The organism is Paenibacillus sp. MDV22-iso6, assembly GCF_058408365.1.
The window spans coordinates 408438-421625 of sequence record NZ_JBZVDZ010000006.1; the positions used below are offsets into that span (position 1 = coordinate 408438).

11 protein-coding genes are annotated in these 13188 nt (G+C 49.0%); 8 read left to right on the forward strand and 3 right to left on the reverse strand.

Annotated features, from left to right (window positions below; genetic code table 11):
• Positions 1-26: 26 nt before the first annotated feature.
• The gene (locus AC4PM4_RS19235) at positions 27-314 is read left to right on the forward strand and encodes a hypothetical protein (RefSeq protein WP_063564309.1); all 288 of its coding nucleotides are present in this window, start codon (positions 27-29) and stop codon (positions 312-314) included.
• Between the two features lie 237 nt (positions 315-551).
• Positions 552-1886 (forward strand): DRTGG domain-containing protein, encoded by a 1335-nt coding sequence (locus AC4PM4_RS19240; protein ID WP_274570352.1) that lies wholly within the window; start codon positions 552-554, stop codon positions 1884-1886.
• Positions 1887-2009: 123 nt separating this feature from the next.
• Here the strand turns inward: AC4PM4_RS19240 and AC4PM4_RS19245 are convergent, their stop codons facing one another.
• From AC4PM4_RS19245 to AC4PM4_RS19255, 3 genes are all read right to left on the reverse strand, one after another.
• Positions 2010-2351: a YtpI family protein gene (locus AC4PM4_RS19245; protein WP_244552145.1), complete on the reverse strand. Its 342-nt coding sequence runs from the start codon at positions 2349-2351 to the stop codon at positions 2010-2012.
• A 98-nt stretch (positions 2352-2449) separates the two neighbouring features.
• The gene (locus AC4PM4_RS19250) at positions 2450-2938 is read right to left on the reverse strand and encodes a sporulation membrane protein YtrI (RefSeq protein WP_063564310.1); all 489 of its coding nucleotides are present in this window, start codon (positions 2936-2938) and stop codon (positions 2450-2452) included.
• Positions 2939-2959: 21 nt separating this feature from the next.
• A complete protein-coding gene (locus AC4PM4_RS19255) occupies positions 2960-3289 on the reverse strand; it encodes a YtrH family sporulation protein (RefSeq protein ID WP_024629128.1) in 330 nt (109 codons plus the stop codon).
• 306 nt (positions 3290-3595) lie between these two features.
• Between AC4PM4_RS19255 and AC4PM4_RS19260 the strand changes: the two genes are divergently transcribed.
• The 6 genes from AC4PM4_RS19260 (at position 3596) to pyk (ending at position 13085) form a co-directional block, all read left to right on the forward strand.
• Entirely contained in the window at positions 3596-7693 is a 4098-nt protein-coding gene (locus AC4PM4_RS19260) for a DNA polymerase III subunit alpha (protein ID WP_274570353.1), read from the forward strand.
• Positions 7694-8254: 561 nt separating this feature from the next.
• Positions 8255-8746: a phosphatidylglycerophosphatase A family protein gene (locus tag AC4PM4_RS19265; RefSeq protein ID WP_024629130.1), complete on the forward strand. Its 492-nt coding sequence runs from the start codon at positions 8255-8257 to the stop codon at positions 8744-8746.
• Between the two features lie 285 nt (positions 8747-9031).
• The gene (locus AC4PM4_RS19270; protein ID WP_017689496.1) at positions 9032-9220 is read left to right on the forward strand and encodes a hypothetical protein; all 189 of its coding nucleotides are present in this window, start codon (positions 9032-9034) and stop codon (positions 9218-9220) included.
• A 406-nt stretch (positions 9221-9626) separates the two neighbouring features.
• Positions 9627-10520, forward strand: coding sequence for an acetyl-CoA carboxylase, carboxyltransferase subunit beta (gene accD / locus AC4PM4_RS19275; RefSeq protein ID WP_063568087.1), 894 nt, complete (start codon positions 9627-9629; stop codon positions 10518-10520).
• Positions 10521-11552, forward strand: a complete 1032-nt coding sequence (locus tag AC4PM4_RS19280; protein ID WP_063568088.1) for an acetyl-CoA carboxylase carboxyltransferase subunit alpha — start codon at positions 10521-10523, stop codon at positions 11550-11552. It abuts the gene before it with no gap.
• A 105-nt stretch (positions 11553-11657) separates the two neighbouring features.
• Positions 11658-13085: a pyruvate kinase gene (pyk, locus tag AC4PM4_RS19285; RefSeq protein WP_063568089.1), complete on the forward strand. Its 1428-nt coding sequence runs from the start codon at positions 11658-11660 to the stop codon at positions 13083-13085.
• Positions 13086-13188 lie beyond the last annotated feature (103 nt).

Here is a 13188-nt window from a genome sequence, read left to right on the forward strand (position 1 = left end):
GTCGATCAAGAATGAAGGAGCTGTGAATGGTGAAAAGGTTAAAGAAAGCAAAACATGTGATCTATCTGGTTATCGCGTTGTCGATGCTGGTTATTGCGTTGCCGCGGATTTCCTTTGCTGGTGGAATGGACTGGGTTAATATTTTTGGCATCGTATGGGTGCTGTTCTCGTTATTAATCATTGGTGCACATCTGCATTTTATTCTTGGTGTGGATGAAGAGAAGAAGCGTGCACTGGAAGCTGTTCGACGGGCAAAGCTGCGGCAGTGGGAGATGAAACTGGTGGACAAGCAGGAGCAGAGCAAATCTGTATAAGGTTTGGATCACATACGACATGGTAATAGAGATGGTTCTATCTGTCTAAGTAAGGCCGGATTCCCTTTGGCATAAAAGGAACCGGTCTTTTTTTATACCCGTAATTTGCTGCTCCGATTATTCAGATCCATGTAGCGAGGTTCTTTAGGAGAAAGGTACGTAGAATGGGGTTATTTTCCTAAGGTCGTGTTATAATAGATACAGAATAGTACAGATGCATCTTCGGGGGTGGTACAGATGGACGGACAGGAAGAAAACGTGACGAAGCACGAACAATTGCTTCAACATATTGAACAACTGAAGGTAGGCAGTAAAATATCGGTGCGCGGACTGGCACGGGAGCTGGGCGTAAGCGAAGGAACAGCATATCGTGCGGTAAAAGAGGCAGAGAACTTCGGCCTGGTCGTGACCAAGGAACGAATTGGAACGGTGCGGATCGAGAAAAGACCTCGCGGTATGACCGAGCAGTTGACTTTTGCCGATGTGGTAACCATCGTCGAAGGTCATGTGCTGGGTGGAAGTGACGGTCTTGCCAAACCGCTTCACAAGTACGTGATCGGTGCGATGAAAGAGCAGGCCATGGCCCGTTACATTGACGCGGGAAGCCTGTTGATTGTTGGTAACCGGGATAATGCACACTCCCTTGCCCTCGAACAGGGCGCAGGTGTATTAATTACAGGTGGCTTCGGTACAAGCCGTGAAGTGAGAGTGATGGCTGATGATTTGGGTCTGCCCATCATTTCCTCCCGACATGATACGTTCACAGTGGCTTCAATGATTAACCGTGCGATCTTTGATCGACTGATTAAGAAAAAGATTATGTTGGTAGAGGATATCATCGGTCAGAAACCCCGCATTCAGGTGCTTAAGGTGACCAGTTCAGCTGCGGATTTTCATCTGCTGGTTTCAGAAACGGGAGAGCATCGCTTCCCGGTAGTAGATGAATGGAACCGGGTTATCGGTATTGTGAGTCTGAAAGATGTGAGCGAGTTAAAAGAGGATCAGAGTATTGAGAAGTGTGTCGTACGCCGCCCGATCACAGCTTCGCTGCAAACCTCACTGGCTTCGGCTGCACAGATCATGACGTGGGAAGGCATTGACTTCCTGCCGATTGTAGATCGGAACCGTAAACTGATTGCATCCGTCACACGTAAGGAAGTATTGCAGGCGATGCGTGATGCACAGAAGCAGCCACAGCTTGGAGAGACGTTTGATCATCTGATCTGGAACGGGTTTGCGGAAGAGCGCGGAGAGCAGAACGAATTGTTTTTCCACGGATTCATCATTCCGCAGATGGCGACAGACCTTGGTACCATCTCGGAAGGCGTTCTGCTGAATGTGATGACACAGGCGGGACGGCGCGCAGCCTGGGATGTTACAGGAAACGACCATGTCGTGGATAATGTAACAACGTATTTTGTTCGTCCGGTACAGATTGAAGATCAGATTCTGGTTCGTCCCATTATTTTGGAGACAAGTCGTCGGACCTGCAAAATGGATATTGTCATTTCCCGTGATGGGAATGTTGTATGCAAAGCGGTAATGACCCTACAATCCATTGACCATGCCTAGAAAAAGAGAGTATCCTCTTATCGAAAGAGCGAACTGTACCCCGAAATCGGCATGGTTCAGGCTTGTTCGATAGATGAGGATACTCTCTTTTTGGCAAAAAGCAATGACATCGTGCTAAGTGCATCAGGCAGATTGTCCGGATGTCTTGCCAGTTCCACCGTCTGCATGCTGCTGAAGACGAGCATAGTAACTGCGGTTACGTAATCCGGCGAACAGATTGTACGCTCCTATAATCAGAAATAGCGCTTCCACAACGACGGATAGCGTAGAACCGGTAAACACAAACATCAGGATGAGGGAAAGAATAATCAGCATGCTACCCATCCAGATGTTGGTCCATGAGCGATAAAGACCTATGGCGATGGGATCAGTGGTCCTGCGCGAACGAATGCTGTTCAGAGCTGAACAGACCATGGCCAGGGCAAAGATGGCGATTAGGGCATATTTGAGTACATCGATGAACACAAAGACGCAGCTCCTTTTCTGGAAAGCATTTACTGCCCTTATTGTACCATGCAGGCAGAGGGCAAGGGCAGTTTTTTTCCGGGGCTGTCATCCATTTCCTAAGCCGGAACGTGCATCCGAATCTGTACCCAAACTTGCAGCACACCTTCCATCACCAGCATCGTTTTCACCTGGACGGTATATTCCTTTTCTCTGACCGTATACACTTTTTGGTTCAGCATAATCCGCGTCATTTTGCTGTACTCATCGATATTGAAGACGTCGCGACCCCGGAGCACCTCAAGTTCATCCCCCAGTTTCTGCAACATCACTTTTAGGGAGGCCTCGTCCGGACCTTTGTCAGAGTCTTCTGCACGGACCTTGATTTCCTTGATGACGGTTTGGCGTTTACTGTATTTTTTCAGCGTTTTAATATCCTCCTCATTCTGATGCAGCTGAAGCTGCAACTCCTGATTGTTGAGCCACAACTCGTTGTAACTCAGGTGAAATACACCGTTGTACACGACACAACCGGCGATCATTCCCAGAACAAAGACAGCAGTCATGCGCATAAGCGGGCGGTAACGTGAAAAAGGCGGGATTCTCATGGGCGCTGTCCTGGAGTCATGCTAACCCCGTCCTCCACCGCAAACCCATTTCACCAGTTCAGTACCCATGTGTGCGCCCATAAAGGCGGATATCAAGTACAAAATTTGTTTGACTGCCGGAGACAGATTGCCGTCCAGCACGTTGCTTTCGATCACCCGCATCGGATCGATTGTACCGCCAACGGCCGCTGCGAGCGCCCAAATTTTAATTTTCCCAGCGACATCAAGCATCGTCTGTGTCGGAGGCTGGAGAGAGACCACCGCTCCTATACCTCCAATCATCGCGCCGCCCAGCACGATCCCAAACGCAATGAAGAAATCAAGAATAGCTTTGGACAAAAATGTGCTCATCCGGCAACACCCCTTTCAGACCCAGCAGCACACCTCCTGTCTTCGGTCCGTAACAGGGGGAGCGGCTTGTACTTCTATTGTATGGGCGTGCCCCCGAACGTTATGATAAAATAGAATAATAAAACGCGCTCCATTAGGATGAATCCTTATATTTCATTCATTTCATTAATAGAGCATTTTACATGAATACAGAAAACGACTTTCGGTCTGAACCGAAGGATGAAAAATACGGATAGAAGAAGACAGTGCAGTAACCTGATGCAAAAAGGTTGATGCGACTGTCCATGGCGAAAGGAAGAAAAAAACATGAGTTCTTTTGTGCATTTGCACGTTCACAGTGAATATAGTTTGCTGGACGGCGCTGCGCGTATACCGGATCTCGTGAATAAGGCCGCGGATCTCGGAATGACTACGCTGGCATTGACCGACCACGGTGTAATGTATGGTGCTATTCCTTTCTATAAAGCATGCGTCGAGCGGGGAATTAAGCCGATCATTGGATGTGAGGCTTATATGACTGCCGGGTCTCGCAAAGAGCGGGGAAGCCGCAAGGATCAGCCGATCCATCATCTGATTTTACTAGCCAAAAATATGACGGGTTATCAAAATCTGATGAAACTATGCTCCATCGGACATTTGGAAGGCTTCCATTACAAACCACGTATTGATATGGAGAGTCTGGCTGCCCATCACGAGGGTATCATCTGTTTAAGTGCATGTCTGGGAGGCGAGGTTCCCCAGCATCTGCTGCATGGACGAGAGGAAGAGGCAAAGCGTGCGGCGCTGCGTTACAAAAATATTTTTGGTGCCGATTTCTATCTGGAACTGCAGGATCATGGGCTATCTGAGCAAAAAAGAGTGAACCCTCAGCTGATTCGTCTGGCAGCAGAACTGGATATTCCATTGGTGGCGACTAATGATGCGCATTATCTGTCCGAAGAGGACGCTGAGCTTCAGGATGTGTTGATCTGCATCGGAACAGGGAAAACGGTAGATGACGAGAATCGGCTGCGCATTGGAACCAATCAGCTCTATCTCAAGAGTGAACAAGAAATGGCGCGTTTGTTCCCACATGTGCCCGAGGCTTTGGCGAATACGGTTCGCATCGCGGAGTCATGTGAGTTGCAGCTCGAATTCGGCAAATCCATTTTGCCGGAGTACAGACCGCTTCCTGAAGGGAAAAGTCCTTCTACCTATCTGCGTCAGTTGTGCGAAGAGGGAATGGAAGAGCGCTATAGTGAATCATCACGTTGGACGGACTCGGAGCTCAGAGCCGCACTTGAACAGCGGCTGGATTATGAGCTCCGGGTTATAGACAGTATGGGATTCTCGGATTATTTTCTGATCGTGTGGGATTTTATCGCCTATTCTCATCAGCAGGGAATTGTTACCGGACCGGGACGTGGCTCCTCGGCAGGTAGTCTGGTTGCCTATACCTTGCGTATTACAGACGTTGATCCCATGAAGTATAACCTGCTCTTCGAGCGGTTTTTGAATCCGGAACGGATCTCCATGCCGGATATTGATATCGACTTCAGCGATGAACGTAGGGACGAAGTCATTGAATATGTGGCGAAAAAATATGGCAAAGCCCATGTCGCCCAGATCATTACCTTTGGTACGATGGCTGCCCGTGCAGCCGTTCGGGACGTCGGACGTGCACTGAATGTGCCTTACGGCGAGGTGGACAAGGCAGCGAAGCTGATTCCTGCACAGCTTGGTATTAACATTCAGCGGGCAATGGAAGCCACCCCTGAACTAAAGGCTTTGTATGAGACCAAGCCGAAAACACGTGAATTGCTCGATATGGCCATGAAGGTGGAAGGTATGCCTCGTCATGCTTCCACACATGCGGCGGGGGTTGTCATCTCCCGTGATCCGCTGACGGATGCTGTTCCGCTTCAGGAGGGCAGTGAGGGAACGGCCTTAACGCAATATTCCATGGAAAACCTGGAGTCTATTGGACTGCTCAAAATGGACTTCCTCGGTCTGCGTACCCTTTCAATTATTGAACGCTGTCTGCGCTGGATTGGGGAAAATGGCGAAATTCCGGATTTTCGTCATATTCCGGATGACGACGCACTCACATATGAGATGCTTGGTCGAGGCGACACGATGGGGATATTCCAGCTTGAATCCGCAGGAGTGCGTCGTGTCCTGAAGGAGCTGAAGCCAAGTGTATTTGAAGATATTATTTCCGTGCTGGCCTTGTATCGTCCGGGCCCAATGGAATTCATCTCCAAATACATTCAGGGCAAACATGGACAGATCGAAGTGGATTACCCGCATGCGGATCTGGAGTCCATCCTCAAGGATACGTACGGCATCATTGTATATCAGGAACAAATTATGCAGATTGCTTCCCGGATGGCGGGCTTCTCTCTCGGCGAAGCGGATTTGCTCCGTAGAGCGGTTTCCAAGAAGAAACGGGAAGTACTGGATCTCGAACGTGGACATTTTGTCCAGGGCAGTCTTAAGCAAGGATACAGTGAAGCGGAGGCAGACCTGGTCTATGACATGATCGTCAAGTTTGCCAACTACGGTTTCCCGCGTGCTCATGCCGCTGCGTATGGCGTGCTTGCTTTCCAGACGGCTTATCTGAAAGCACATTATCCCATTCATTTTATGGCATCGATGTTAACAGCCGTTATGGGCAGTCACCGCAAAGTAGCGGAGTACGTTGTGGAATGCCGTCGCATGGATATTGAAGTACTTCCACCAGATGTGAATGAGAGCGGCATTCTGTTTACACCTGTACTTGGATCATCCAACAGAACAAAGGCTGGACAAGCGGCGGAAACCCAACGTTTAGAGGGAGAACATGGGGAGGACGGTACAGCAAGTTCTACGATGGAACATGCCATACATGTTGATGATCATTATTCCGGACAAGCGGAGTACGGTGAAGCACCTCTACCAGATGACCCGGGTCCCTCACCAGACGAAGACGGTAGTGCCTATGAGTGGCAGGCAGCGACGGCTGTGCCAGAGCAGTCCGAGGATCGGATTAATTCGGGCGTAGTGACTGTTTCTACAGCAGAACGTCTGCATGGAACTGGGGAAGAGGAGTCCTCGCATTCTGAACAGCATGAAATGTCTGCTGTACAGGAGAAAGATGGATTGTCGAATCAGAACTCTGATGCAGATACAGCAACCGGGGCGATACGTTTCGGTCTGGCTGCGGTGAAAAATGTAGGCACCCAGGCGATGGAAAGTATTATGATTGTACGGCAGGAAAGACCGTTCGACAGTTTGCTCGATTTTTGTCGTCGCGTCGATTTGCGGGTATGCAACAAACGTGTAATTGAATCGCTTATTCAGGCGGGAGCCTTTGACACATTGCCTGGGCACCGTGCCCAATTACTTGCCATGCTGGATGAGACTGTGGAAGCGGCTTTGAAATGGCGCAAAGAACGCGAGGATCTGCAAATTCAATTGTTTGATTTTGTCGAGACGCCGAACTGGGAGATTGAATATCCTCAAATTCCGCCTTATTCCGGGAGTCAGCAATTGGAGTTGGAACGTGAGCTGTTAGGTTTGTATCTATCTGGTCATCCATTAGATGACTATGAAGATGTGCTTGAATCCAGCGGCGCAGATCGCATTATGGAGCTGACGGAAGCGGCTGACGATACGATGGCCGTGGCAGCCGGGATGGTCGTGTCTGTGAAGTCGATTACGACGAAACAGGGCAAGGCTATGGCGTTCATGGAGTTGGAAGACCAGATTGAACGCTGTGAAGTGGTTCTCTTTCCCGAAGTATGGCGGCGCAGCCAGCAGCATGTCGGGAAAGGTGAACTGCTCGTCGTGCGCGCCAAAGTGCAGCAGCAGGACGAAGGGTTCAAGCTGCTGGCTGAGGAAGTGGCGCCGTTGTCACCGGCGGCACTGGAACAGCAGCTGCGCAGCCGCGAACGGCGCGGCAAGCCCGGCGGCGGCAGTGCTTCGCGCCCGGCGGCTCCGCCACGGCAGGCGAGCGGCGCGGGAGCCGTAGCTGCACGCAGCAGCGCAGGCGTGAATGCTGGAGCTCAGCGCAGCAGCGGAGGCCAGGGTCCGGCAGCGTCGCACAGCGCTGGGGGTGGATCTGGGGCGGCCGATGCCAATGGGGCCGCTTCCGTGGCTCGTCGGGCCCCTGAGGCCGCTAGCGGCACGGAGCAGAGTCGTGGGCCACGAGTGGCGGAGCAGCGGGTGTTCGTGAAGATCACCCCGCAGTCGGAGAAGCCCGAGCTTCTGGCCCGACTGAAACAGTTGCTTCAGCAGCATTCGGGCCCGGTGGCGACGGTGCTCTTCTATGAACAGCAGCAGAAGCTGCTCGCATTGAGTGATGCCTACCGGATTAAACCTTCGCCCTCTTTGTTCTCCGAGATGGAGAAAATGCTGGGTGAGGGCACGGTCAAAATAAAATAATAGGCTGTCACGCAAGAGATTGTTTCTCGATTCAAAGCGCTAACGAATCTACCGCGCCTTAAAGGCGGATGATCGTAAAATGCAAAATTTAACGAACTTCAGTGACGTTACTCCGGTACAAAACTGCGGCACGACTTTATAGAATGACGAAATAACATCTCTGTGATTCGTTAAACCGCAGTTCTGTGGAAATTGGAGCTAATAACGTGCGCTGGATTCGTTAGGTCCGAATCGAATAAAACTTGAAAGGTATCTCAAGCCATGCTCATGACTTTTGGGACACCTCTCTTATTTCCAATGATGAAACCTGTTCGGCCAACTGCCGAGCAGGTTTTTTTGTATTTATTTTACCAATTCCATCAGGTATGCAGGCGAAGGAGATATTGAACGCAAGCAAGAATGTAATATGTGAATCTTTTTACATAATTTATAGGATAAGCAGACTATCAAAGCGAATGTGCATTCCGCATTTTTTATGAACATTTTGGAAGTTTGCCGCATACACTTGAGAACACCGAAGGACCTGGGGGTCCTCGGGGGAGCGATGCGGGAGGTCGAGATATGTCATATGAAATCGTAGAAGCCATGCTGGCCCGGCGGGGTGTACAGATTGATGCAATCGCGGAAATTGTATATCGTCTGCAAAAAGGGTACCACCCGGAACTGACTATGGATGACTGTGTCACGAGTGTGAAATCAGTACTGCAGAAACGTGAGGTGCAATATACGCTGTACACAGGTATAGCCCTCGACGAGCTTGCTGAGAAACGCCTTTTGCCGCAGCCTTTGCAGGCAATTATGGAGGCGGATGAATCCCTGTATGGAGTGGACGAGACTCTTGCTCTTGGCATTACCCATGTGTATGGTATGATCGGTTTAACCAGTTTTGGTTATCTGGATAAAGAAAAGATTGGTGTCATTCATGATCTGAACGAAGCAGGACCAGCTATACATGTTTTTCTGGACGACCTGGTTGCCGGGCTCGCCGCTGCTGCTTCTGCCCGAATTGCTCACAAAAATATTAAAGCCAAGAAATATCCATCGGATATCTGATTTTCTTCATTTGTGTTTTCATTCATTTGGTATCTTTTGTTTGTTCAATGAAAGGTCATCCAGGGTGGCTGTTGCTGCCCTGAGCGGCCTCGAATTCCTTTTTGATAAAGAAAGTCTTAGGAACATTGCATCAACCATATCGGTTATCCTCGCGGGACAAATGTCCCTCTAGATCTCGTTTTCTCCCCAAAGGTCCCGAACCCTTCCTTGCAGAAAAAAAGTGAGGTATGTTATCATTAGTCCAATATACGGGCTCTGAACATTAGCTTAGGGGGCGGACATGGCATGTGGACGGTGATTTACATTGCACCGACAGCAAAGGTTGCGGACAAGATTAAGACCAAGCTTTCGGAAGAAGGTTTTCTGGTACAGACCCGTCCCATCAGTTTATCCAAGCAGCAATTTGAGATTCGCGTCCCTTCAGGGGAATTGGAAGAGGTTCAGGAAGTGCTGAATTCGATTCTGCATTCCTGATTCATTCGATATCAGACGTGCCTTGGCAGATGAAGAAGTACCAATGGTACATAAGGGACTGACCGCGTAAGCGGAAAGAGGAATCGACTTGCATGTATTGTATGCTGCTGTCCTTCCTTCTTTTTTTGTTAGGACAAGGACTGACCAGATTGCTCCCAGAGACCCTACCAAGACAGATTCAAACATCAGCGCAACAATCTTTCGGTTATTGCAGGTAACATCAATCGTGCTGACAGAAGCCGCTGATCCTTGCCTTATACCGGCGGATTTTTTTGTTGTGAATGCTGGACAAGGCCCATGGCAGCGTATGGGTCGTAAGCGGTTTACCGCAGCGCGCGGATGAAGTTGCTACATGCAACGGACTGCAGGTTGCGGCCATCAAATCAACGGCTGGAGAGGTGTAGTTGTGTTCAAAGATATATTCCAGAAAAAACGGAAGTACGCCACCATACCTTCCGAGCGTGCGCTTCGTGGCGAAGGTCAGGAAGCTGGAGAACGTCCAAAACGGGAAATACCTGAAGGACTTATGAACAAGTGCAGCAAATGCGGCACGATTCAATATAGCAAGGAATTGGAAAAAAATCTGAAAGTATGTCCGGCTTGCGGCTACCATATGCGTTTGAATGCAATGGAACGTATCGCCATGGTTCTAGATGAGCAAGGGTTTGTGGAGTATGACGCTGATATGGTATCAGTTGATCCACTTGAATTCCCTGGATATAGTAACAAACTGGAACAACAGCGCCTGAAGTCAGGACTGAAGGAAGCTGTCATTACGGGTGAGGGAACTTTAGAAGGTTTGCCTGTGGTTGTTGCTGTCATGAGCTTCGACTTCTTCACAGGTAGTATGGGTTCGGTTGTAGGGGAGAAAATTACCCGTGCGATTGAGCATGCAACAGAGAAACGCTTACCTTTGATCATTTTCTCAACATCTGGGGGTGCCCGGATGCAAGAGAGTATTCTTAGCCTTATGCAAATGGCGAAAACTAGTGCGGCTTTGTCCCGTTTGGATGAACAGGGCGGATTGTATATTTCGGTCATTACCGATCCTACGACAGGTGGAGTTTCGGCCAGTTTTGCGAGCCTTGGTGATATCATCATCGCCGAGCCGGGAGCTGTATTTGGCTTCGCCGGTAGAATCGTCATTGAGCAGACGATCCGTCAGAAACTGCCTGATGATTTCCAGACGGCAGAATTTAATTTGCAGCACGGTCAGCTGGACATGGTGGTCCATCGTAAAGAACTTCGAGCCACCCTTGGCAAGCTTCTAGACATGCATAGTGAAAAAGGAGGGGTCTAAATGGCGGGTGAGTTGCCATATGAAGCGCCTCTGGTTGAGATGCGCAAGAAGATCGAAGAGCTCGTACAGTTTGGACAGGAAAAAGGCATCGACTTCACTGATGAAATTGCACGCCTGGAAGAACGTTATCATAGACTCGAAGAAGAGATTTATACCGGCATAACGGCTGCTCAGAAAATGCATCTGGCGCGGCATCAGCAGCGTCCGACGGCACTGGATTTAATCCAATTGATATTTACCGATTTCATTGAGTTGCACGGTGATCGCATGTTCGGAGACGATCTGGCGGTTGTTGGCGGACTGGCGAAGCTAAACGGAAAAACAGTAACGGTCATCGGCCAACAGCGGGGGAAAGATACGAAGGATAATATCGCCCGTTTTTTTGGGAGCGCACATCCAGAAGGATTCCGAAAAGGGCTGCGTCTCATGAAGCAAGCGAACAAATTTGGTCGTCCAATTATTACATTCGTTGATACTAAAGGGGCGTATCCGGGTAATACTGCTGAAGAGAGAGGTCAATCGGAAGCTATTGCCCGTAACCTGCTGGAAATGGCGAAGCTCTCGGTGCCTGTTATTATAGTGGTCATCGGCGAAGGCGGAAGCGGCGGGGCCCTGGCTATGGCTGTGGGTAATCGTGTGTTGATGCTGGAGCATGCGATTTACTCAGCGATCTCTCCGAACGGTGCTGCGTCCATTCTTTGGAAAGATGCATCCAAGGCAGATCAGGCGGCCGAAGCGATGAAAATAACGGCCAAAGACCTTCTGGAGATGGAGGTCATTGAAGAAATAATCCCTGAGCCACGCGGTGGTGCTCATCGGGATTATGAAGAATCTGCGGCTGCAATTAGCGAGGCATTGGTTCGTCATCTGGACGAGATGAAAGGCTGGACTGGTGACCAATTGAAGCAGGATCGGTATGAGAAATTCCGTAAGATTGGATCAGTCACGTTTGAACCTGAGGTGCAAATTGAGGCCCCTCAAGTACCTGTTGAAGTCGATACAGCAGGTAATTTGTCGGGAAATGCTGAATGATGTGACGAATTTCCTATACAAATGAGCAAAAGTATAGTAAATTTAATAGTTGGAAAAAGAAAAAGAGATAAAAAGATAGACCTTTAAAATCGGAGGAAACCCAAAATGCGCAAAACAAAGATTGTATGTACGATTGGTCCATCCAGTGAATCATTGGAGAATACCAAAAAATTGATTATGGCCGGTATGAACGTGGCCCGTTTGAACTTCTCCCACGGTGATTTCGATGAGCACGGCGGACGGATCACAGCAATTCGCCAAGCATGCGAAGAGCTGAACAAGACAGTAGCGATCTTGCTGGACACCAAAGGACCGGAAATTCGGACAGGTAAACTCGAAGTGGAGCCAATCGAATTGGTTCAAGACGAGTACATCACTTTGACAACAGAAGAAATTCTGGGCACCAAAGAACGTCTCTCCATTACGTATGCAGATCTTCCGAGTGATGTTGAACCGGGATCTACAATTCTGATCGACGACGGTCTGATCGGACTGACTGTGGTGGAAGTACAAGGCACCGAGATCAAATGCCGTATCGTTAACGGCGGTACGATCAAAAGCAAAAAAGGTGTTAACGTTCCTGGCGTTGCCATTTCTCTGCCGGGTATTACTGAAAAAGATGCTAACGATATCGTATTTGGTATCGAGCAAGGTGTCGATTTCATCGCGGCTTCATTTGTTCGTAAAGCAAGCGACGTCCTTGAGATTCGTGAATTGCTTGAAAAACACAATGCTGGACATATCCAAATCATCTCCAAAATTGAGAACCAACAAGGTGTGGACAACCTGGATGAAATCCTTGAAGTGTCCGATGGCCTGATGGTTGCTCGTGGAGACCTGGGTGTAGAGATTCCTGCGGAAGAAGTACCATTGGTACAAAAACGCATGATCGAAAAATGTAACGTTGCAGGCAAACCGGTTATCACAGCTACACAAATGCTGGATTCCATGCAACGCAACCCGCGTCCAACACGTGCAGAAGCAAGTGACGTGGCTAATGCGATCTTCGACGGTACAGATGCAATCATGTTGTCTGGTGAAACAGCTGCTGGTAAATACCCAGTTGAATCCGTTCTGACAATGTCCCGTATTGCCGAAAAAGCAGAATCTGCTCTACCTTACCAAGAGCTGTATCTGAAACAACGTGTTGCACAACAAACAACAGTTACTGAAGCAATCAGCCAATCTGTTGCCCTGTCAGCTCAAGATCTGAACGCTAAAGCGATCATTACTTCGACTGAATCCGGTCATACAGCACGCATGATTTCTAAATATCGTCCAGAATCTCCAATCATCGCGGTGACAACGGAAGACAGAACTTCCCGTCGTCTTGCACTGGCTTGGGGTGTAACACCAGTCAAAGGAAGACTTGTTGATTCCACTGACGCTTTGTTTGAAAATGCAATTGAAGGCGGCGTGAAATCCGGACTTGTAAAAGAAGGAGATCTTGTTGTTATTACAGCGGGTGTACCTTTGGGTCGTTCGGGTTCCACTAACCTGATCAAAGTAAGCCAAATTCCAAACAACGCATAATTGTGTTTGGACGAGAAGCAACAGGAATGAAGCAATGGGGCGTTTGCGTCCCGTTGCTTTTTTTCCATCTTTATGAGACTTTATCGTCGCTAGATACGTAATA